A 22181-nucleotide genomic window follows, 5' to 3' on the forward strand; every position below is an offset into this window, starting at 1 on the left:
TTAATGCCTTAATTTATCCATGATAAAGAATTCTAAAGACTCAATGGCTTTGCTTTCTTCTTCCCTTTTTAATAACGATACATGAATGTCATCCAAAGAGGGTAGAAATTCGTTATCTAATCGATCAAGATAGCTGGGAATCATGCTGCGTTGGATGGCTGTAATCCCTAATCCTGCCCGAATGGCGGCCATTTTGCCTGCATAACTGGGGCTGCTGAAGGCTAAACGCCATTTCAAATGGTGTTGATTCAGCGATTTGATGACGTTGCCGCGATAAACGCAGGGAGAAGGGGATAAGACTAAAGGAATAACGGATTGATGATTCAGGGTGGTGAGAAGTTCTTTTTTTCCGACCCACTCCACCGGCTCGTTCCATACATTAAGTCCTTTTGCCGCGGTATCCCGTTCATTGGTTTTTATTAAAATCAAATCAAAATCACCCTGATGAAAGCGCTCAACCAAACGAAGTGTCAAGTCACACTCTACATTCAACATGACCCGTGGGTGAAGTCTTGAAAATTCCACCAAAACATCCGAAAGCATCATGGCGGCAAAGTCTTCAGGGAGGCCAAAGCGAAGTTCACCTTGAAGCTCGGGCGCTTTGAAGCGATCGAGCGATTCCCGGTGAAGTTCATAAATGCGTTTGGCGTAACCTAAAAAAAGTTCGCCATCCGGGGTTAATGAAAGTTCACGGCCGCGAGTAATGAGTTGCTTTTCGACCAATTGTTCAAGCTTGGCAATTTGTTGGCTAATAGCTGATTGGGTACGACCAACACGCAGGGCGGCTTTAGTAAAACTCTGTGTTTCTGCCACAGCAAGAAAGCATTGTAAGGTAACTGTATCCAGAGACATTAGAATTCCTAATGGGTAAAATAAATATTTTTAACTTTACTTATATCAGTATATCTAATATTTTTCATTTTAACAAAAGAAATTCTAATGGTGTAGGAATGATTCTGTTCTTTTTAACTGTCCTGTTCAGTTGCCCTCTGATGGCCCTTGGCCTTCACCGGGTCTTTTTGACGCGTCCCCAAGTCAGTGCGCAATATGCGGGGTATTTGATGGGAGTAGGGTTTTTAGCCGGCATCGCGTTGTTATATTATTTATCCCGGTTTCAGCAGCCTTTGCTCTGGTTTTGGCTAAATATCGATACTTTAAATGCCTTGTTAGGCAGTTTGGTGTTATTCATCAGTTTTGCCGTGCATCGTTTTTCATTCCGGTATATGCAAGGAGACCGGCTTTACAGACGGTTTTTTATTTTGTTGTCATCCTTAACATTAAGCTTGCTTTTGATGGTTTTTGCAGACCATGTCGTCTTGTTTTGGGTATTCTGGTCGTTTGCCAATGGGCTGTTGGTGCTGTTGATGGTGCATAAAAAGGAATGGCCTGCGGCAAAAAATGCCGGGATGCTGGCGTTTTACACGCTGGCAGCCGGCGCCTTAGCCTTACTCCTGGCTTTTGTATTTTTTCACTTGTGCGGTTTAAAGGGCTCTATTCAGGCCATAACGGCAGCACCTCCATCACCCAAGGCGGGTATGATGTCTGTGTCAATCGGCCTTCTTTTTGTTGCCGCGCTGACTCAATCGGCTTTATTCCCGTTTCATCGCTGGCTTCTCAGCTCTTTGAATTCCCCAACGCCTGTTTCTGCATTCATGCACGCAGGCCTTATCAATGGGGGTGGAATTCTTGTGGTTAAATTTGCGCCACTTATATTGGCCTACCCTCGATTATTAACGGGTTTATTTGTGCTCGGTGCATTGTCAGCGCTGCTGGGCACGATCTTTAAACTGATGCAGCATGACATTAAGAAAATGCTGGCCTGCTCAACCATGGCCCAAATGGGCTTTATGATGATGCAATGCGGGCTGGGGCTTTTTGCCGCAGCGATTGCCCACCTCTGCTGGCATGGTTTATTTAAAGCTTATCTATTTTTAGGTTCAGGGTCCGTGATTGCACAAAATCAATCCACAAACAAGGCGTTAAAGCCCTCTTTTATTTCCCTCGTGGTTTCGGTTATCGGCGGGTTCACCGCGGTTTACACGTTTGACCTGATGACCAGCCAATCCTTGTCGTTGATGCAAGCGCCAGCTTTCGTGTTGTTTTTTGCATTCATTGCTGGCGTCCAGTTCATGCTGTCCTGGACCAGCCCTTATCGAAGCTGGGTAAGCCTGGTTACCGGATTATTCGCTACAGCATTGGCCGGGATTTTATATGGACTCAGCATTCGTGGTATCGAACAGTTGCTGCCTCAGGTGATGGCATCGCCATCACGGCCGCTGTCGTCGTTGCACTGGGCAATCATGATCCTGTTTGGGATCTTGTGGATTGGATTTAATTGGCGCGTCTCTGAGAAGTGGCTTGCAACAAAGTTTGGGGGTTGGCTTTACATGACACTGTTCAATGCAAGTCAGCCTTCTGCAAAGACGGTTACTGCCTTACGGACGGATTATCGCTACTAAGCGCATTGAGGAGTAAAGATGACTAGAGCAAAAATGACTTCGGAAAAACAGGTGGAATGGGGCTATAGAGACAGGGTTCTTCCTTATCGGGTAAGACATAGATCACTTGACATTCCTGCGCTGATTACAAGGGCTGCCGAAGTGTTGGCACCGGTGTGGCCACTTGAAACATTTATTGCCTGTAACCCCCTGCAGGGGTATGAATTGCTTGATTTTAAAGAGGCGATTGCAAAAAGACAAAGGCAATGCCCAAAGGCAACCGCTTCACTTTTGGCCGTAAACCAGCAGATGATCAAATGGTGCGCCGGCTTTTTTGATGAGGGGCAAAGCCGCATTACCATGCCGAACCGGCAGGCGGGTTTTTATCGGGCTTTTTTAAAGTTAGCCCCATTTGATAAATTGCTTCACCGCAATAAAAGAGAAGCAAAGGATTTTTTACGGAAATTGCCAGACCAAGCGGAGGGGGCCATTATCCATTGCCTGTCAATGCTCGGGGTTCTGCCCGGTCAAGAAGAGGCTTTTTGTGCACAGGCATTGCTTGCTTTGCCGGGATGGGGTGGGTTTGTAAAATGGCATGCCGAGTGGTGCGTCGACCCTGCACAGGAAAAACCGGTAACCTTGATTGATTTTCTTGCTGTTCGTCTGGTACTGACCTGTTTGCTGTCGCCTTCAGCGGCTAAAGAACAACAGCCTATCCATAACCAGGCTGCGACGAAAGCCCTTGTTGAGCAATTGGAGGTCAATGAAAGGGCCTATAGCCAGGCACTGCTTGGTCGGCTTTTGCCGGAATTAAAAACCACCGCCGTTAAAAGGGCGAGAAAAAACGCGCAATTGGTGTTTTGTATTGATGTCCGCTCAGAGCCTTTTCGTCGCGCCATTGAGGCACTGGGAGACTACGAAACATTTGGGTTTGCAGGTTTTTTTGGGATTCCAGTCCGTGTCCGTACAGGGGATACGGGCAAGGCCAAAGCCTGTTGTCCCGTATTGATTAAGCCCCGTTTCACAATCAAAGAAACACCAATCCCTGCGGATAGAGCCCTGTTTGCCCGCTCCCAGCGAGGGAACGCATTCATTCAGCGATTAAAGGGACTCTACACTCAGATCAAACATAATGTATCATCTCCTTTTGCTTTGGCTGAGTGTTTAGGCCCCTGGTGTGGCGTCAGCCTGGCGTTTAAATCATTGTCGCCGCGGTTGACTGAACGAGCTGTGCAATCAATCAAACAGGGGTTTGCTCCCTCTTTGCCAACCCGGGTAGCCTATGAATGGAACGAAACTGATTTACAACAGGGTTTGTCCATTAAAGAACAGGTGGACTATGCCGAGACGGCCTTGCGCCTCATGGGATTGACGTCTGATTTTGCGAGGCTGGTTATTCTCTGCGGCCATGGGGGAGCGGCCAAAAATAACCCTTATGCCTCTGCGCTGGATTGTGGCGCCTGCGGCGGTAATCAGGGCGGCCTTAATGCACAATTATTGGCATCCATTCTCAATCAACCCAGGGTTCGGTGGGGGCTTGAAGAGCGCGGCATTCACATCCCCCTCGATACAATCGTCTACGGCGCACTTCATAATACCACCACCGATGCTGTTGAGATTGATCTTAAGGCTTGCCCTGCCCCCATTTATCCAGCGCTTTTAAAGCAGCTTCAAGGCGATTTAAGGGAGGCGCAACTTAAAACAAATCAGGAACGCGGGCTGACCTTACAGAGTAAAAAGCCTGCTCAGGATGCCATTCGCAGGAGTCTCGATTGGTCTGAAACCCGTCCTGAATGGGGATTGGCGCGAAACGCTGCGTTTATTGCCGCACCGCGCGATCTAACCAGGAATATGTCACTCGAGGGGCGCTGTTTTCTGCATTCCTATCATTGGCAGGACGATGAGGGAGGGGACTTGCTGGAGACGATTCTAACCGCTCCCCTGGTGGTGGCTGAGTGGATTAACACCCAGTACTTATTTTCGACGATTGATCATCTGGCTTTCGGAAGCGGCAGCAAAATCACGCACAACGTTGTAGGACGTGTGGGGGTTATGCAGGGTAATGGCAGCGATTTAATGCATGGCCTTCCGCTGCAATCTGTTATGCTGAGTGATGAACAACCCTATCATCAACCCCAGCGTTTACTCGCAGTAGTTTATGCGCCCAGAGAACGGGTCTTGGCCATTATTGCAAAGCATGAGCAGTTAAAACATCTGTTCTTCAATCAATGGGTTCATCTGATCGTTATTGATCCAGCCAACCAATTGCCTTATCAGCTCAATGCCCAGGGTCAATGGCTTTTATGGAATGACACTCAAGGGGAGAAAAGGGATGCTTTATGATCATCAAACGGTGCTTCTCGCTTCCATGCATGGAAAAGAACAGGCCATTGCCAGGCCATTTTTAGACAGGTTGTGCTGTACTCTGGCGGTTCATGATTTTAATACGGATCAATTTGGTACCTTCACGGGTGAGGTTGAACGCCGCTTAAGCCCTTATGAAACATGCCGGCTTAAGGCTGAGACAGCGGCAGACCAACATGGCTATCGCTTGTCGGTTGCCAGCGAAGGAAGCTTCGGACCGCATCCCGCCATTCCTTTTGTCGCCAGCACCCAAGAGTGGATGGTATTTGTGGATAGAGACCAGGGTTGGGTCATTGCAGAACAGTTAATCAGTCAAAAAACCAACTATGCCATGATAACCATCGACAAAACAACCGATATCATGGCCTTTCTTAACCGGGCAGCGTTTCCTTCTCATGCCTTGACGTTGCAAACCGGTTCGGATAAACGTGTGCTGGCTAAAGGCATTCAGGATTTAGCCTCTTTAAAGGGATGGATGGCGCATGGATTTAAAAGCGAAGAAACCTTGCTTTTAGGAACGGATATGAGGGCGATGATGAATCCTACCCGGATGACCTTATTGGGGGAGCTGGCGGATAAACTGACCCGACGGATTGCAACGTTATGCCCGAAGTGCCAGGCTCCCGGTTTTGGTTTCAAAACAACACAGGGGCATTTGCCTTGCCGCCTCTGTGAGGCACCCACCTCCTTTTATAAAGAAGAAGTCTTAGCCTGTGTCCAGTGTAGTTATCAGGAGTTTAAAGAACGAAGGGATGGTCTGCTAAAGGCCGAACCGACTTATTGTGATGATTGCAATCCGTAAAAATGAAGAACAGGGTTTAATTATTTTTATCGTGTTGGGTAATCAATCCGTCCTGATCGGAGGCGATCAGGACGGGAATTTTATAGCTTATTCTTTTGATTCAGGATCTTTCATGACTATCTCGGTATGCTCAGAAGTACCGTGCATGGCCTGTTTTAATGACTGCATATAGCCCGCCATGAAGCAGACTTCGGCGGTTAAGTACAAAGGCGCGACCAGAGCCTGATAGAAGTTATCGATTAAAGCCGGGCGGCGGCCTTCAATGAAATGACCAGCCAATTGCAACAGCCAACCCAACACGAACAGAACGACAAACGTCCAGAACGCGCCGCTGGTGAGTCCGGCAGAGGTTATGAGGTCGGCAATCCAGAGTAGAATGACAAGAACCGGCAGAATAAGCAGCCCCAGACGCCAGTGAAGGCGCATGTAGTAAATCCACAGCAGCAAGGTGGCGATGTCGGCGAAACTGATATTCAACACGTTCGGGGGAATGACAAGTCTTACGAACCCAAGCAGGATCATCAGTGACAGAATGATGAGTGGAACACCAATGATATGGGTATAAAAAGTGGCCGTTTTTTGGTGATATTGCGCATAAAAACGGGCTTGTTCTATAAAGGTTTTCATCCTGAAGTCCTTGCTTTCTTTTCTTAAAAAGTTAGCACACCCTGTTTAAAAGCTCCACTTTTGTATTAAAGTCTTGCCCAGCGAAAACAACTGGTTACATGATCATTGACCATGCCCACGGCCTGCATAAAGGCATAGCAGGTGGTTGGTCCCATGAAAGCAAAGCCGTCTTTCTTGAGTTGTTTGGCCATGCGGGTTGATTCATCAGTGACCGCTGGGATTTGACTTAGGTCATTCCACTGATTTTTTTTCACGACGCCGTCGCTAAATTGCCAAAAATAATCCACGGCATTTTCCCGGCCAGCGATGCGTAGAAAAGCCTGAGCATTGGTGCGTACGGATCGTACCTTTAAACGGTTACGGATGATGTCAGGATTTAAAAGCATGGCTGCAAGATCATCATCAGACGCCTGGGCTAAATGCTCAGGTGAGAATTGCATAAAAGCCTGTCTCATGGCTTCGCGTTTTCTCAAGACGGTAATCCAGCTCAATCCGGCCTGCATGCTTTCCAATACGAGCATTTCAAAGAGTTTGCCGGGATTCCTGACCGGAACGCCCCATTCCTCATCATGATAAGCGGTGTATAAGGGATCCTGTTTACACCACCCGCAGCGTGTGACCACAATAGACTCCAATGAGCATGGGTTTCCCCATGCCTGGTTTTGGCTTACTTGTGTAAGAATTTTCTGAGTTGGTGAATGGATGTTATATCAGCCTGGCGAATGGCAATCGCTTGAATATCGCTGCCAGAGTCTAAGTCATACATACACACGGTAAAACCTTCCCCATCATCTTCGGGTGTGGGATGGCCGGATAAGGTATACAGCAAGGCATTGCCTTCCTGCAAGGCTTCGTCTTCATCAGCCCCAGGTACAGGAGCCATCGCAAAAATCCAGGTATTATTGGTGTTGTATTGGCTCATGTGGTAAGTCAGGAACGTATCGGATGTGATCATCATGGCCATGTCCAATCCTTCACTCTTGATGGCGCCGGTATCTGGGCAAGATGATGCGTTTGGACTGGCCGCATAGGTGGCGCCGGCCAAAAATAACGCGCTCGCAAAGGCAGCAAGTTTGGCTGTAAACTTCATGTAAAATTCTCCTTTAGGTTGCAAAATGCCGGGTCAGCGTAGCAAGGGGCGGGAGAAGATGCAAGACATCAGGGCATAAATATTTTTATGCCTTGTCAAAGGCAAAGCGTGCAAAAACAAAGAGCACATTGCCAATATTGGTGCCGCCTGGAACATAGGCTGCAGACAATGACGCTTGCTTGTAGGTCAAGCTTATCCAGGGGGCGGCCCCGGGGAATGGGTAGCCATCAAAAATATCCGGACGCATGGTGACCAGCACGGAATAGCCGCCGCCAACGCGGGTGTTGGGTGACAGTTGCAGGGTTTTTAAAAAGGCATAACCCGCTACCGGCTGCACATGTTTGTGGGAGTCTAGGAAGGCCATGGCGTAGAGGCCGTGCCAATCCCCGTCTTCATCGTAAAATCCTTTGCCCATGCCTGCGCCCCAGGCGTTTTCATTGTAATGGGTGGTGCGCAGTTTTTCTTCGGTATACATAAAACGGTTATGCCAGGCGTAAAAGGGCAGGTAAGCCTCGTTATTTCCCTCATACCAGATTTGATGAAGCCTTAAACACATTTTTTTTAGCAACCAGGGCTTTCTGGCACAGGGGCTAAGTTCATCAGCATAAGCCGGTTGCCACATCAATAGGAAAGATAAGACAAAAATGAGTGATTGTTTGTTCATTAATTTTTGCGCTTCCGTATTTATATAACAACTCACGAAGGCCAGATGTTGGATCACTTATTGCTTTCAACATTAAAACGGCACAAAGAGCATACTATCATGGACTTGTTTCGCAAAAAAGCCATACATGACTCAGTCAATGGCGCGCCCCGTCTGGCCCAGTGCCTGACGGCTTTTGACCTGATGTTCCTCGGTGTCGGAGCGATTATCGGTGCGGGTATTTTTGTGTTGACAGGCATTGTAGCGGCAACCCATGCCGGGCCTGCGATTATTCTCTCTTATGTGATGGCCGGGTTTGCCTGTGCCTTTTCAGCCCTGTCCTATGCTGAGCTTGCGGCTTCAATTGGCGGCTGCGGCAGTGCGTACGGGTATGCTTATGCCGGTTTTGGTGAATTAATTGCCTGGATTGTGGGATGGGATCTTATTCTTGAATACTCCATTTCGGTTTCTGCTGTTTCGGTTGGTTTCAGCGGATATTTTAATGACATGCTTAAAATCGTGAAACTGGATTTGCCGCCATACCTTCTGCATGGTCCGCTCAATGATGGCTGGCTCAATGTATTTGCTTTGGGCATTATTCTGTTTTTGACCGCCTTGCTTATTCTCGGCGTTAAATCAAGCTCGCGCACCAATAACGTCATGGTGCTGATTAAACTCACGGTTATTCTGTTGTTCATCATCATTGCCGCCATGAATGTGAATCCAGCCAACTGGTCGCCCTTTATGCCTTTTGGCTGGACTGGCGTGATGAGCGGCGCTGCCTTAATCTTTTTTGCCTACATTGGTTTTGATGCGGTGTCGACGGCGGCGGAAGAAGCGATTAATCCGCAGCGTGATCTGCCGCGCGGTATCCTGGGCTCATTGATTATCTGCACGGTTATTTACATGATTGTGGCCGCCCTGCTGACCGGCATTGCTCACTACAGCACCCTGAATGTGTCATCGCCAATCAGTCATGCGCTGATCATGCTGAATTACAAAGTCGCGGCCGGTTTTATTGGTGTGGGGGCAATCGCCGGCTTAACGACAGTCATGCTGGTGTTGTTCTATGGATTAACCCGGGTGTTTTTTGCCATGGCGCGAGATGGGCTTTTGCCGCAATATTTTGCCCAAACACATCCCCTCACCAAAACACCGGTCCGCATTGTGTTGTTGTGCGGTATTGTCATGGCCTTGATTTCTGCCTTAATTCCCATTTCTGATTTGGCGGAACTGGTGAATATCGGCACCTTGTTTGCGTTTGCCATTGTTTGCCTGGGTCTTATTATTCTGCGCTATACTCATCCTGAGATGCCGAGGCCGTTTAAGACGCCCTGGATGCCGGTTATCCCCATTCTTGGCATCGTGAGTTGCGCTTATCTCATGATCAACCTTCCCTGGGTAACACAGCTGCGGTTCTTCATCTGGATGCTGGTGGGGATCGTGATTTATTTTAGCTACAGTCGATTCGCCAGCCGTCTAAATCGCATTGAGCAGGGCCAACAGCCAGGAGTTACGTTTGAATGAGGAAAAATTAAAACCAGGCAGCAGAAAACGTTCGATTTCCCACCTGCTTAAGAAAATTGCACAGGCGCATGCAAAGGAAAGCCGCCTTCAGTTTGGGGAGTTGGTCAGGGAATTGGGTGATCAGGCCTTCGGGTTGATTATGATTTTGTTTGCCTTGCCAAGTGCCTTGCCTGTTTCTGCCATTCCGGGTATTTCATTTATTTTTGGTTTGCCCATTCTGTTTATTGCCATTCATTTATTGATTGGCCGCCGCAGCCTGTGGTTGCCGAAACAATTAGCCGCTCGCAGCATCGAACGCGGTACTTTACTCGATGTGGTGACTAAAACGCGGCCTTATTTAATGTATGTGGAACGGTTGCTTAGGCCGCGGCTGACTTTTTTTTCTACGCCGCTCATGGAAAGAGTGCATGGGGCTGTCCTGCTTTTGTTAAGCATTTTATTATTGCTGCCTATTCCGTTCAGCAATTTTATTTTTGCTGCGCTTATTATCCTGTTTGGTTTGGGTATTGCTGAGCGAGACGGGCTTTTTTTAGTATTAGCCTACGCCGGTACAATGGTGTATGCCCTGGTGCTCATTGGCTTGACGCGGGAAGTGATTCATTATTTTACTGGATAGTCAGCATGATGCCGGCGGCGACAAGGCCTGCAGCAGGTATGGTCAGTAACCAGGCCAAAAAAATGCGTCTTAGAACCGGCCAATGCGTAAGACTTGGCCCATTGACAAAACCGACACCGGCGATAGCCCCCGTAACTGTGTGCGTCGTAGAAACCGGGACACCCAGTTCTGTCGCGGCAAAAATCATGGCAGCAGCCCCGGTTTCAGCGGCGCAGCCGCGAAGGGGCGTGAGTTCAGTTATTTTTTTCCCCATGGTGTGAACAATGCGCCATCCCCCCGCCAATGTGCCCAGGGCGATGACCGTATGGCAGGAAACCACCACCCAGAAAGGCACATGGAAGTCGCCGTTAAGCCAGGAGGCAGAATAAAGGAGAACGGCAATAATCCCCATGGTTTTTTGGGCATCATTGCCTCCATGAGTCAAGCTGAGCAAAGCCGACGAAGCGAGTTGGAAACCTTTAAACAGGTGCTCCATGCGTGCTTTGTCATGGCGTTTGGCGAAACGCGTCAGGGTCATTGTTAACCAATAACCAATTAGCATGCCAACCAGGGGTGAGATAAAAATGCCCGCTATGACTTTGACAAAACCGGCCAGGATAAGAGTTGAAAAACCCGCTTTGGCTACCGCGGCCCCGGCTAAACCGCCAATCAAGGCATGGGAGGAGCTGGAAGGCAACCCATAATACCAGGTGGCTAAATTCCAGAAAATGGCCCCGATTAAGGCCGCGAAAATCAATGCCGGATTCACTACATCGGGGTTCACCAAACCGCTGCCTATGGTTTTGGCCACAGACAGGCTGAAAACTAAAAAGGCAATGAAATTAAAAAACGCAGCCCAAAGCACGGCCTTTTTCGGTGTTAGGACGCCGGTCGTGACGATGGTGGCAATGGAGTTGGCGGCATCGTGGAAGCCATTGATAAAATCAAAAATAAAGGCCACGGCAATCACAAGAAGGATAAATAATGTGCCGCTGTCCATAGGTCATCCTTATTCTTTATCGACCGTATCCTCAAATTCATTTTTGCGAGGAACGATACGGATCTGGGTAATGCGCGCACCCTGGATGTTCTCTATAGTAGCGGAAAAATCAGTAAATTGAACCGTCTGCCCTTCTTTGGGGAGTGAGCCGAGCTTGTATAAAATCAAACCGGCGATGGTGGATACTTCCTCCTCTTCCTCATTGTTGAGCAGGATTTCAATATCCAAAGCCCGCTCAAGCGCGTAAAGAGGGCAATCGCCTTTCACGGTTAATGAGCCGTCGCCATGTTTAATCCAGGCATCCTGGGTTTTGTGAAATTCATCTTTAATTACTCCGATAACCAAATGCAACAGATTATCAAGGGTAATAAAGCCGATGATATTTTTCTGGCGGCCATAGACGAGCGCAAAATGGGGAATTTCACGCTGAAACTGCCTTAGCAATGCCAGAGCGGGCAGGCGATAGGACACTTTGGGAATGGGGCGAATGACATCCTGTATGGGCAGGGTGTCTTCACTCTGATGTTCTTCAAGCAGCATCTGGATGTCTTTAACATGCAACAGCCCAATGATCTGCTTTTTTTTGCGATCATACACAGGGTAGCGGCTAAAGCGGGTGCGGGTAATGGTTTCAACCAGTTGGCGTTTGCTGATGGGGGTATGAATCATGACGATATCATCGGAAGAACGCATGACATCCATCGCCTGCAAATCCGCCAATTCAAGGGTATGGGCAAGAATGCTGCTGGCTTGCGGGGTTAATTCGCCATGAATCTGGCTTGAGCGCAGGATTAATTTGATTTCATCATTGGAGTAGGCCTGCTCGCTGGGATGAATGACATCGAGATCCAGTAATTTCAATAAAAAATTGGAGCAGGAATTAAGCACCCAGATGATGGGGTACATCAGCCAGTAAAAGCCATAAAGCGGAACGGCAGTCCACAGGGAAATTTGTTCGCTTTGACGGATGGCCAGTGATTTGGGCATGAGCTCGCCAACCACGATATGCAGAAAGGAAATCAGGGAGAAGGCAAAGATAAAGCTGATGAATTCGATAACAGTGCTGCTCATAAACCCCATGGCGTGCAATAAGGGGGTCAAAAGCCTCGAAAAAGCGGGTTCTCCTATCCAGCCCAAGCCCAGCGAGGCCAGCGTAATGCCTAATTGGCAGGCGGAAAGGTAGGCATCCAGCTGCTCATGGACTTTCGCGAGTATGCTGCCGCGGATGGGGTATTCATCCACCAATGCCGCGACGCGGGTATTGCGCAATTTGACCATGCCGAATTCTGCTGCCACGAAAAAACCGTTCAGCAGCACCAGTGCCAGCCCGACAAGAATCAGAAACAGGTTAAAAAGACTCACAGGTGATAACTCGTTTTAGTCATTAATTTGGATACAGCCGTCATCATGGCCTGAATGGGGAAGGGCAATGCGGCAGCGCCTGCCGCCTGGGCCATTTCCGCATGATGGCGCTCTTCCTCGTGCATCTTGGTGAGTATGGCTTTGGATTTTAAATCAGTGGCCGGTAATTTATCGAGATGCTCACGCAAATGGGCGCCTACCTGACGTTCCGTTTCGGCGACAAAGCCTAAGCTCCACTTGTCCCCGGCAAGCCCTGCCAGCGCGCCGATGCACAGAGAGCCCATATACCACAAAGGATTGAGCAGGCTGGGCCTGCTGTTTAATTCCTCCAGGCGTTTTTCGCACCAGGCCAGATGATCCACTTCCTCGGCCGCGGCCTGCTCCATCTGCAAACGCACTTCGGTCAGGCGGGCGGTGAGTGCCTGACCCTGGTACAGGGCCTGGGCACAGACTTCGCCGGCATGATTAACCCGCATAAGGCCTGCCACATGCCGGGTTTCATGTTCGCTTAAGGGGACGGTATTGACGATCCCGTCATTGGGTATGGGGCGGCTGCACACCCGATGCTCTGGCGGACAGAGCGTTCTGAGAGCGGTATCTACATGGTTTAGCAGCCTGTCGATGAGATTGTGGGCCATAGGCGTCATTTCATTTAAAAGAATAGGGTAATGGTAGCCTGATTAGCCGGGAGTTTGAAGCAGAATTGCACATTTCTGACTATGCTTTGAATAAGTTTTATTAAAAGACAATCATCATGGCTGGTTTGAATAAAGAGTCGTTGAAGGAGTGGAAAAAGAGCCATCAGAGCAGCCGCCCGGAAAATCAGGATTTGGTGAAGGGGCCGCCCAGGGACATTGACACACGTGACGAACGGGTGGGTGAATACAATTCCTTGGCCGATGGTGATTTTGAAACCTTTCATCCTGATCCTGATTCTGATTCTGATTAGGATTTTCCCCATCTCTTTTTTTATTCCTTTGATTATTGGCAAAATTTCCAAACATTATCTATAAATTAGTAAGCTGAAACCACTTTAATAAGGTCATATCATGGAGATGAAAAAGAGCCTTTTAGCTGTTTCGTTTGCCGCGCTAATGAGCAATTATCCTGTTTTTGCAACCACAGCTGAAGGAGAGGAAGCCTATAATCAGCAACGTTACGACAAAGCGTACATGCTTCTTTCCGAGGAAGCGGCAAAAGGTGATGCCAAAGCCCAATACCTGCTTGGCTCCATGTATTATCATGCCCAGGGTGTTCCCTACAGTGCTGAAAAAACGGAACAATGGCTGCTGGCCTCGGCCAATCAGGGCAATGTCGATGCCCAGGTTTTGTTAGCTGATTTTTATTGGTACCAAAAAACACCCGAAGGTTATACCAAAGCCTTAAACTGGTATGAAAAAGCAGCTGCTCAAGGCAGCTCAAATGCCGAATACGCCATCGGTTACATGTACAATTTTGGCGCTGGCGTGGCACAAAATTATGATACGGCCATGATGTGGTATCAAAAAGCGGCGGCCAAAGGCAATGCGGATGCGATGATGTCTATTGGGTATATGTACGACATGGGGACTGGGGTGAGCAAGAGCATCCCTGAGGCGGTCAAATGGTATACCAAGGCCGCTGATTTAGGTAACACCAGCGCCCAATTCAACCTCGGTACCATTTATGAGTACGGTGACGGTGTACCAAAAGACATGAATAAAGCCTTTGAGTATTTAAGCAAAGCAGCTGAGAAAGGCCATGCGAAATCGCAACTGGAACTGGGTAATATTTACGACACGGGTAAATATGGCGGCGTCGATTTGAAAAAAGCGGCTTATTGGTATCAAAAGAGCGCGGATCAGGGCAATGCCACCGCCCAATACGACATTGGCGACATGTATTTTTATGGCGATGGAGTTGAGAAAAATTTAGCCACAGCGGTGGACTGGATTGCCAAGGCCGCACGTCAGGGTTATGGCCGCGCCCAAAACCGTTTGGGTGTGTTTTACCGTGATGGAATTGGTGTGGCGGCTGATCCAGTCGAGGCTTATGCCTGGTTTAGCGCAGCCGTCAATAACAAGTTTACTGACGCCACTAAAAACCGCGACGATCTGGAAAAAAACTTAACGCCTGAGCAGTTGCAGAAGGCTAAAGATCTGGCCAAAACCTATTCAGAAGAGTATGCGCCTAAACAGCAGTAATGACTAACCTGTCCGGAAACAGTCAGATGCACCCTGTTTCCGGATTGTTCTAAAACGCTTATAAATTACCCCCTCTCTTATTTTACATTCTTGATTTTTTAGGCTATTTTAGGCCTGAAAAAATTCGCAAGACGGGTTTTTTCATGTTGTAGTTTTCCCGAAGATTGATTGATTAAAAGGAAGCAACATTCATGAAATATCCTCTATTGTGTTTAATCCCATTCATGGCCCTGACACCGGCCATTGCCGCCCAACCGATTCAGATTACCGCAGCACAACCCACTGCCTGCATCACGTCCCAATTCAGTACCACAGGAAACCAGCATTGGAAAACGGTCAATTTAAAATTGACCAATCAGTGCAATCAGGCGGTTGATTTTCAGAATTCGACCATCACCTTTAAAAGTACGACGCCGCTGACGACTACGTTTTGGGGCGAATTTTCACCCTTGTCTTACCCCGATAATGCCCTGAATATTAATTCCCAGCCTCAGACAGACGGGAAATTTCTGGCCACATTGACCTTGCATTTCCCCACGTATCCCGGGGCCAATTCCACCTTGCCGCCAGGAAGCGCCTTCCAAATTACCTATGGCGTTAGCAGTGACAACCATGTCGAAGGCAGCGTCAATGTATACACTGGAACTGTGGTGGAGTCCGGAACGCTGATTTTAAATAATGCTTCAACCAAACCAGCGAATGTGTCAGCGAACTATGCCTTGGTTCACTTGTCCATGAATGGTCAGATAGTCAATAGCATTCAATTGCCTTGGTCTTCTCCAAAAACCTTATCGGGATTGGCGGTCGGCAATTATTCACTGGCTGCGGAAACCATCACTGCCAGCAATGGCGACGTTTATCAGGGCAGTGTGGTTCCCAGCACGCTGACCGTGGCAGCGAATCAGACAGTCCATGCGTCGGTTAGTTACACCCAGCTACAGCCCAAGGGGAAACTGGCTATTCAGCTGCAGGCTTTGCCGGCCGAATTATCCGGTTACAGCGGCAATCCGCTTGTCCTGATTACGCAAAGCCAAACCGGGCAATCGGTGACGCAAGGAGTCAGTTGGAATGCGTCCACCACCGTTTTAAACCTTCGAGAGGAAGCGGTTTATACCTTCTCTACCGCGTTGATTGAATACAATGGCTATCGCTGTACGCCGGGTTTCCAGCCAGCAACCCTTACCGCCAGCGCCTCAACAACGCCAGTGACCCAGTTGACCTATCAGTGCCTTCAGGTTGCAGAAGATTCCGTCACGATGAATGTCAGCGGCGCACCGGCCAGCTTAACCGCATTAACCATTCATCTAACGCCTAATAATGGGTCTGAGGTTTTGTCAACCGCCATTGACTTAAATAATGGCAGCGGTTCGTTGACCATGACCTTAACGGACGGTGTTATTTATACCCTTTCCGCGGATGCCGTGCCCGGTTATATCATCCACTTTTCACCGCAACCCTTGACGGCCACGCCCCAGGCGGTTGAAACCATCACCCTGACCCCGATTAATACCAGCACCCCGGTTGGCGCCAATGGTCAGCTCACGGTTTGTGGCACTAAGCTGTGTAACGAGCACGGCACACCCATTCAACTAAAGGGTATGAGTACGCATGGTTTGCAGTGGTATGCAAACTGCATTACGCCAGCATCGTTAAACTACCTGACCGATCAGATGGAAGCGAATGTGGTCAGGGTTTCCCTGTATGTCCAGGAAGGGGGATACGAAACCAACCCGACCCAATTCACCAATCTGGTCAGCCATCTCATTGATGAAGCCTATGAACGTGGAATCTATGTGATTGTGGATTGGCACATCTTAAACCCGGGTGATCCAAATTATAACCTGGCCCGCGCAAAGACATTCTTTACGGCCATTGCCACCGCCCATAAAGATAAAAATAATATCCTTTATGAAATTGCCAATGAACCCAATGGCGTGAGCTGGAGTACAATTAGAAGCTATGCCAATGAAATTATTCCGGTTATTCGCGCAATTGACGCGAAAGCGCCTATCTTGGTCGGCACACGCGCATGGAGTTCTTTAGGGGTATCGGAAGGGGGTTCGTATCAGGAAATAGTCAATAATCCAGTGCAATTCCCCAATATCATGTATGTCTTCCATTTCTATGCGGCGTCGCATCGCGATAATTACCTGGCGGCACTCGACAATGCGTCACAGGTATTACCGATTTTCGTAACGGAGTTTGGTACGCAAACCTTCAGCGGCGATGGCGACAATGATTTTGACATGGCTGATCGCTACATGGCGTTGATGACTGCTAAAAAAATTGGCTGGACGAACTGGAATTATTCTGATGATTTTCGTTCCGGAGCCATTTGGAAAACCAACACTTGCGCCAGTGGCGCCTGGGTTGACAGTAACTTAAAACCCGCTGGCCTCTACATTAAAGAGCAGATTCAGACGCCGTAGTATTCACGTGCGATGCCGGGCTTGGTCTGCCGGCATCACCACCCCTGAAATCTATAAAAATTAACCAATAAGGTCAAAAATACAACAAATAGATTTAAATCTTGACTATAGTTTAAACATGGGGTTATCACGGACGGTGACTTATGTTTGACCTACTTCCTGTCGAAGGCGGCTTGCTTAGCCAAAAACGAAAACAGATTGTTCTTCTGAATGATATTCTGAAGAAAATGAATCACACCCAAAAAAGCGATCCGGAGCGATTACCGTATTATTATGGCAAGCTTGAGGCTTTGCATCGCAAGATCATGGGCAAAGGGGAAGCCGACCACGTGATTAAACAGTGGTTTCTCACGCATCCTCTGTATAAAACCCAGCAGCAGATTATTGAATTGGTGAAGCATCGTCAACTCGAAAAAAAGGTTAAAAAACTGGTCAAACAGTTGGATCTCGACAATTTATACAGTAAATACACCAATAAAGACAGTTTCAAACGCCTGGTGCAAGATAGGCTGATGGCACTTGATACAAGTTATAAAGTGACGTCCTTAGGCGGCGGCAATAACCCTATTCTGCGGATAACGCTTAATAAGGATCAGCAGTTTATCATGCGGTTTGTCAGGGTCGACAGTCAGGATGAAGACCGTGGAGTTTCACCAAAACAGGCCCGGGAACAAGCCAGCGGCATGCCAGAGGTTCCTCAGCCCTTTCTTATGCATTTTGTCGCAAGCGACTTTCAAGAAAAGACATACATTGAATTTGGCCATTACTATCCCCAGGGCAGCATTGACGAACTGTTCAAACAGCTAAACGCCCACAAGAAAGATTCTCCCGACAAGGAGACCATGGTGTTGCTTTATGCGCGCAAATTTCTTGAATTCTATCTGGATTTAAATAGACGAGGTGTCTGGTATACCGATCTTAAGCCCAGCAATATCCTTCTCGATAGCCAGGGCGGTATCGTGATAAGCGACATCAAAGGGTTGTTGCCGTCCCATGAATCCAAAGTGGTTTCTTCCAAAACCAATACCTCGAAAGCCTATTACCAATCCTCCGTGTTTGAGGGTAAAGCCATCAATCTCGAACGCCTGCAGCGCCAAACACTGGCTAATACTCTTTATCAATTAACGACCGGTCAATTACCCGTCAGTATTAAGGGGCATTACATCGATTGGAAATACAAATACAATTTCAATCAGGATTGTTTCAAATCACCAGAAGGCGAATTAATCAAGTCCCTCATTCTTCAATTAAATATGTCAAGGCCCAAACCGCTGACGCATTATTTGACGCTGATTAATGATCACTTAAATCAGGAACAGTTACAGCCTCAGGAAGAGGAAGCTGCGCGCTTGCCTACCCGCGACAGGGACGATTCTCAGGCGTCAATTACGCTTTAGTGGGGTAACCGAGTTAAAAATCTGGCTGTAATGGGCATTGTCCGGGTGGTGATCATGGCGGGGGTTAAAGCAAACGGTATCAACTGCCAGATGTGTTATTTCTGATAACCTGAAATTACGCCATTGCGGAATGTGGCCGCTGGCGCTGCCATTGGATACCTGATAGGCATGCACCTGTTTTACGCCGTTTAACAGCCCATAATGATGAGGCTCTGCACAACGCCTATGCCTCTGGTAATGAAATATTAAACGCTGGTGATTGTTAATGGCTTCGTTGATTTTTTGTTCAACTTGATTCATGGCGCCGCCTCTCTGTTTATAACAAGTATAGATCGTGCCTTGTAAGTTCCGTCCGTTCCTTGCATGGGCAATGTGTGCCAAGATTGCATCTTTCTCGATTGCTTAGTAATCTGTAACCGTCTAATTGAAAGGAGTTATTATGCCTCAGGAAGCCAAGCAATCCATTGAAGATAAAACATTAAAGACTGGGCAGGTCTTTGTTGCTGCCAATCTTATTGTTCTACCCTTTTATTGTATCGACACGTCCTTTGGGCTGGCCGCGTCGGTTGTGCTGAACATGGTCTTGTTGAAGGCGTTCCATGATTTGGGGCAAAGCCGACGCCCGGGCTCCAATTTGCTGAATGCCGCCAATCGTTTTTTTTCACATGTGGCAGGCAGTAACAATAATGATTTAAATAACACGTTCCGAAATATCATCAATGGGGGTGCCGCAGTTTATGATCAAATGAGCCGCGCTTACAGTGACATGTCAGGCCGCTAAGTGCCGTGTTATTTGAGCCGAAGGTGGAAATCTTCGGCTTTATCGGTCGGCGAATAACCCTGGCGGTAAGCAAAGGATTCACAGACATGGGATATGATTAATAGAGGCGAATCCTTATTTTGCCGCGACAAAATCCAGGTGTGGGTCATGTCAGCAATTAATTGCTGACTGTAGGCGGCTGGGGATTGCCACAATCTGGCATGCCAGGCCCCTTTGGTATGAACAGTTATCTGGTTACCTTCTTGCTCGTGGCGCAGTAATTCACAATCAAAATGCTGATCAAAATAAATGAGCTTCCCAATCTGATGATCGGCAAAGCCTGCAATGCCTTTAAAATAAATATCGCTGCCGCGCAGACGGATTTCAAAACGTTCAATATCAATAATAGCCTCGAATGCGGTGATGGGTGCGCGTGACGCATTCAGGTGATTGAAGGTCTGGATAACAGCAAAGGCCTCTTCGGCCATGGTTTGGGTCATTATTGCTCCACAGGGTTAACGCTCCGGTAGCATTAACCCGTTTTTTTCTGCCGCTTCCAGGTATTTTAATAGCATCAACCTGAAATCGCTATTTAATTTATTGAGGCGTTGCTGAGTGGAAATAAAATCCCCCACATCGCCATTTAAGATCGCTCGGACAGAGGATGCTTCAATGTTTCTGAGAATAGAATCCATTTTCTTCATTTCATTCAACATGATAACTCTCCCATCAATCCGCAGGGATTCATTATGAGTATAGCTGATAATTAAGCCATTGATTGAAAAAGAGAATAGCGTGAACAGACTGGCCTTATGGTGCTCTGTAGGTCACGAACAGACTCACCTGCATCAAGAAAGCTGGTTATCCTGCCACTATTTGCTAAAAAACGCGTTTTAGGCTGCAATTAAGGTTAGTATAGATAAGTTTTTCGAAAGGATTATTCATAGGATGGCATGTAAGGGTTTGAAATGATGGATAATAAGCATTTGCTTGTCATTAATGCCGGCTCATCCAGTATTAAATTTGCAGTGTATGAAATGGCGGTTCCTTTGGAGAAATGCCTGTATGGCATGGTGGAAAACATAAAGCTTGAACCGACCCTTAAGCTGTTTGATAAAAGCAATCAATTAATCAGGCAAGCGGCGTTTGACCCGGGGTGCGAGTATCGATTTTTTTATGAATTGCTCTTTTCCTTATTGGCATCAGAGCAACTGCAGATTATGGCAGCTGGCCATCGTGTTGTTCATGGCGGGCGTGAATTTCATACGCCCTTACTGATTACCGATGAGATAGTCCAACAGTTAGAAGCGTTCATCCCCTTTGCCCCATTGCACCAACCTTATAATCTTGAGGCCATTACCCTCATTTCGCACGTGTATCCAGGTTTAAAACAAATCGCTTGTTTTGATACGGTATTTCATGCCACCCATCTTCCCATAGCAGACGCCTTCGGTATCCCAAAAAGTCTGTCAGAAGAAGGCGTGAAACGCTATGGTTTCCATGGTCTTTCCTATGAATCGATTATGCATAAATTACAGGCCTTGAGGATTGAAAGGCGCCAGGGCCGCATCATCATTGCCCATTTAGGGAATGGCGCCAGTATGTGTGCGATTAAAAATGGCAAATCCCTGGATAGTACGATGGGATTTACAGCCCTGGATGGTCTGGTGATGGGGACTCGATGCGGCAATTTGGATCCAGGCGTCATTCTCTATCTTTTACAGGCAAAAAAAATGTCGTACGCTGAAATTCAGGATTTACTGTACAGACAATCCGGCCTGCTGGGTGTTTCCGGTATTTCCTCCAATATGCAGCAATTGCTTGCGGACAAGCATCCATCCGCTCAAGAAGCCATCGATTTATTTGTTTTCCGAATACGTCGGGAGTTAGGCGCGCTGAGCGCTGTGGCGGTCTTGATATGCTGGTCTTCACAGGCGGGATTGGTGAACATGCCTGGCAAATTCGTGAAGCGGTTTGCCAGAACAATGAATGGCTTGGAATTAAAATCGATGTTTCGTTAAACCAAAGTAATCAGCAACGGATTCATGCTCATGATAGTTTAGTCGATATGTATGTCATTCCAACGGATGAAGAATGGGTCGTTGCCAATCATTGCTACACACTTATTAAAGGGGGGTAATATGGAGCGGTCGTTACTCGTGGGAAAAAAAGCTCTGGTGGTAGGAATCGCCAACGATCATTCTATTGCCTATGGTTGTGCGAAGATGCTGAAGGAAGCCGGCGCTGAACTCGCTATCACCTATCTAAATGAAAAAGCGAAACCCTTTGTAGATGACGTTGCAGACGCCCTGCAGCCTTCTATTTATGCACCTTGTGATGTGACCAATCCAGAGGATTTACCGGCTCTTTTTGCAGACATTGCCAGAACATGGGGGCAACTGGATATCGTCGTCCATTCCATCGCTTTTGCGCCTAAACAGGATTTGCAGGGGCCATTGGTTAATTCGTCAAAAGATGGTTTTTTATTAGCCATGGACATTTCCTGCCATTCGTTTATAAGGATGGCCAATCTTGCTAAGCCACTGATGAAACAGGGCGGATCGTTGTTTGCCATGTCTTTTTATGGCGCGGAAAAAGTGGTTAAACATTACAATTTAATGGGGCCGGTAAAAGCCGCCCTGGAAGCCTCGGTACGTTACATGGCCGTTGAGTTAGGTTCACACAATATTCGTGTGATAGCCCTTTCTCCGGGACCGCTTAAGACTCGGGCCGCCTCAGGGCTTGATCAATTTGAAAATTTATTGCAGCAGGCGCAAGAAAAGTCACCGCTTAATGCCCTGGCCGATATTCACGATGTGGGGGCCATGCTGGTTTTTCTCGCGAGTCACTATGCCAAAAACATAACGGGCGATACCATTTATATCGATAGCGGCTATCATATTATTGATTAGTCACCGGTTATTTTTTTGGTTTCTTCTGGGGTAATCCGGTATAAAATGCAGG

Annotated in this window: 24 protein-coding genes; 13 read left to right on the forward strand and 11 right to left on the reverse strand. The window is 47.7% G+C overall.

Annotation, left to right across the window (positions count from 1 at the left end):
* Positions 1–852, reverse strand: coding sequence for a LysR substrate-binding domain-containing protein (locus Lery_RS14305; protein WP_058527901.1), 852 nt, complete (start codon positions 850–852; stop codon positions 1–3).
* Between the two features lie 98 nt (positions 853–950).
* Here Lery_RS14305 and Lery_RS14310 point away from each other — a divergent pair, with 98 nt between their 5' ends.
* Genes Lery_RS14310 through Lery_RS14320 form a run of 3 tightly spaced genes read left to right on the forward strand, consistent with a single transcriptional unit; the run spans position 951 to position 5604 of the window.
* The gene (locus tag Lery_RS14310; protein WP_058527902.1) at positions 951–2459 is read left to right on the forward strand and encodes a proton-conducting transporter transmembrane domain-containing protein; all 1509 of its coding nucleotides are present in this window, start codon (positions 951–953) and stop codon (positions 2457–2459) included.
* 18 nt (positions 2460–2477) lie between these two features.
* Entirely contained in the window at positions 2478–4781 is a 2304-nt protein-coding gene (locus tag Lery_RS14315) for a DUF2309 domain-containing protein (protein ID WP_058527903.1), read from the forward strand.
* On the forward strand, positions 4771–5604 hold the full coding sequence (locus tag Lery_RS14320; protein WP_058527904.1) for a DUF6671 family protein: 834 nt from the start codon (positions 4771–4773) through the stop codon (positions 5602–5604). Before Lery_RS14315 ends, Lery_RS14320 begins: the two co-directional genes overlap by 11 nt.
* Before the next feature lie 87 nt (positions 5605–5691).
* On the opposite strand, the gene Lery_RS14325 is transcribed toward Lery_RS14320, so the two are convergent.
* From Lery_RS14325 to pagP, 4 genes are all read right to left on the reverse strand, one after another.
* A complete protein-coding gene (locus Lery_RS14325) occupies positions 5692–6231 on the reverse strand; it encodes an Mpo1 family 2-hydroxy fatty acid dioxygenase (protein ID WP_058527905.1) in 540 nt (179 codons plus the stop codon).
* Between the two features lie 65 nt (positions 6232–6296).
* Positions 6297–6854 carry a DNA-3-methyladenine glycosylase I gene (locus Lery_RS14330; RefSeq protein ID WP_420324171.1) on the reverse strand — a complete coding sequence of 186 codons (558 nt, stop codon included), beginning with the start codon at positions 6852–6854 and terminating at the stop codon, positions 6297–6299.
* A gap of 44 nt (positions 6855–6898) precedes the next feature.
* Positions 6899–7321 carry a DUF4949 domain-containing protein gene (locus Lery_RS14335; protein WP_058527907.1) on the reverse strand — a complete coding sequence of 141 codons (423 nt, stop codon included), beginning with the start codon at positions 7319–7321 and terminating at the stop codon, positions 6899–6901.
* 85 nt (positions 7322–7406) lie between these two features.
* Positions 7407–7985 carry a lipid IV(A) palmitoyltransferase PagP gene (pagP, locus tag Lery_RS14340; protein WP_082657229.1) on the reverse strand — a complete coding sequence of 193 codons (579 nt, stop codon included), beginning with the start codon at positions 7983–7985 and terminating at the stop codon, positions 7407–7409.
* Positions 7986–8084: 99 nt separating this feature from the next.
* On the opposite strand from pagP, the gene Lery_RS14345 reads away from it, so the two are divergent.
* Positions 8085–9491, forward strand: coding sequence for an amino acid permease (locus tag Lery_RS14345; RefSeq protein ID WP_058527908.1), 1407 nt, complete (start codon positions 8085–8087; stop codon positions 9489–9491).
* Positions 9484–10107, forward strand: a complete 624-nt coding sequence (locus Lery_RS14350; protein ID WP_058527909.1) for an exopolysaccharide biosynthesis protein — start codon at positions 9484–9486, stop codon at positions 10105–10107. Before Lery_RS14345 ends, Lery_RS14350 begins: the two co-directional genes overlap by 8 nt.
* Here the strand turns inward: Lery_RS14350 and Lery_RS14355 are convergent.
* From Lery_RS14355 to coq7, 3 genes are read right to left on the reverse strand one after another with little or no spacing between them, the layout of a single operon-like run.
* Positions 10097–11086 carry an inorganic phosphate transporter gene (locus Lery_RS14355; RefSeq protein ID WP_058527910.1) on the reverse strand — a complete coding sequence of 330 codons (990 nt, stop codon included), beginning with the start codon at positions 11084–11086 and terminating at the stop codon, positions 10097–10099. The two genes, Lery_RS14350 and Lery_RS14355, sit on opposite strands and share 11 nt — an antisense overlap.
* 9 nt (positions 11087–11095) lie before the next feature.
* A complete protein-coding gene (locus tag Lery_RS14360; protein WP_058527911.1) occupies positions 11096–12448 on the reverse strand; it encodes a hemolysin family protein in 1353 nt (450 codons plus the stop codon).
* A complete protein-coding gene (gene coq7 / locus Lery_RS14365; RefSeq protein WP_058527912.1) occupies positions 12445–13086 on the reverse strand; it encodes a 2-polyprenyl-3-methyl-6-methoxy-1,4-benzoquinone monooxygenase in 642 nt (213 codons plus the stop codon). Before coq7 ends, Lery_RS14360 begins: the two co-directional genes overlap by 4 nt.
* A 116-nt stretch (positions 13087–13202) precedes the next feature.
* Between coq7 and Lery_RS14370 the strand changes: the two genes are divergently transcribed.
* From Lery_RS14370 to Lery_RS14385, 4 genes are all read left to right on the forward strand, one after another.
* Positions 13203–13397, forward strand: coding sequence for a hypothetical protein (locus Lery_RS14370; protein WP_058527913.1), 195 nt, complete (start codon positions 13203–13205; stop codon positions 13395–13397).
* 100 nt (positions 13398–13497) lie between these two features.
* Positions 13498–14631 (forward strand): tetratricopeptide repeat protein, encoded by a 1134-nt coding sequence (locus tag Lery_RS14375; RefSeq protein WP_058527914.1) that lies wholly within the window; start codon positions 13498–13500, stop codon positions 14629–14631.
* Between the two features lie 191 nt (positions 14632–14822).
* Positions 14823–17060 (forward strand): glycoside hydrolase family 5 protein, encoded by a 2238-nt coding sequence (locus Lery_RS15555; protein WP_065230306.1) that lies wholly within the window; start codon positions 14823–14825, stop codon positions 17058–17060.
* Positions 17061–17203: 143 nt separating this feature from the next.
* The gene (locus tag Lery_RS14385; protein ID WP_058527915.1) at positions 17204–18457 is read left to right on the forward strand and encodes a protein kinase family protein; all 1254 of its coding nucleotides are present in this window, start codon (positions 17204–17206) and stop codon (positions 18455–18457) included.
* On the opposite strand, the gene Lery_RS14390 is transcribed toward Lery_RS14385, so the two are convergent.
* The gene (locus Lery_RS14390) at positions 18443–18757 is read right to left on the reverse strand and encodes a WYL domain-containing protein (protein ID WP_058527916.1); all 315 of its coding nucleotides are present in this window, start codon (positions 18755–18757) and stop codon (positions 18443–18445) included. The genes Lery_RS14385 and Lery_RS14390 overlap by 15 nt on opposite strands.
* A 139-nt stretch (positions 18758–18896) precedes the next feature.
* On the opposite strand from Lery_RS14390, the gene Lery_RS14395 reads away from it, so the two are divergent.
* Positions 18897–19238 (forward strand): hypothetical protein, encoded by a 342-nt coding sequence (locus tag Lery_RS14395; protein ID WP_058527917.1) that lies wholly within the window; start codon positions 18897–18899, stop codon positions 19236–19238.
* A gap of 8 nt (positions 19239–19246) precedes the next feature.
* Here the strand turns inward: Lery_RS14395 and Lery_RS14400 are convergent, their stop codons facing one another.
* Entirely contained in the window at positions 19247–19717 is a 471-nt protein-coding gene (locus Lery_RS14400) for a hypothetical protein (RefSeq protein ID WP_058527918.1), read from the reverse strand.
* 15 nt (positions 19718–19732) lie between these two features.
* Positions 19733–19933 carry a hypothetical protein gene (locus tag Lery_RS14405; protein ID WP_058527919.1) on the reverse strand — a complete coding sequence of 67 codons (201 nt, stop codon included), beginning with the start codon at positions 19931–19933 and terminating at the stop codon, positions 19733–19735.
* A 252-nt stretch (positions 19934–20185) separates the two neighbouring features.
* On the opposite strand from Lery_RS14405, the gene Lery_RS14410 reads away from it, so the two are divergent.
* Genes Lery_RS14410 through fabI form a run of 3 tightly spaced genes read left to right on the forward strand, consistent with a single transcriptional unit; the run spans position 20186 to position 22129 of the window.
* Positions 20186–21238: an acetate/propionate family kinase gene (locus Lery_RS14410; RefSeq protein WP_058527920.1), complete on the forward strand. Its 1053-nt coding sequence runs from the start codon at positions 20186–20188 to the stop codon at positions 21236–21238.
* Complete coding sequence (locus Lery_RS15820; protein WP_272946899.1) at positions 21136–21357, forward strand: hypothetical protein; 222 nt, start codon at positions 21136–21138, stop codon at positions 21355–21357. Before Lery_RS14410 ends, Lery_RS15820 begins: the two co-directional genes overlap by 103 nt.
* Before the next feature lies 1 nt (position 21358).
* On the forward strand, positions 21359–22129 hold the full coding sequence (fabI, locus tag Lery_RS14415; RefSeq protein WP_058527921.1) for an enoyl-ACP reductase FabI: 771 nt from the start codon (positions 21359–21361) through the stop codon (positions 22127–22129).
* The last annotated feature ends 52 nt before the right edge of the window (positions 22130–22181 follow it).

Source organism: Legionella erythra, from assembly GCF_001467615.1.
In the GTDB taxonomy this organism is placed as follows: Bacteria; Pseudomonadota; Gammaproteobacteria; order Legionellales; family Legionellaceae; genus Legionella_C; species Legionella_C erythra.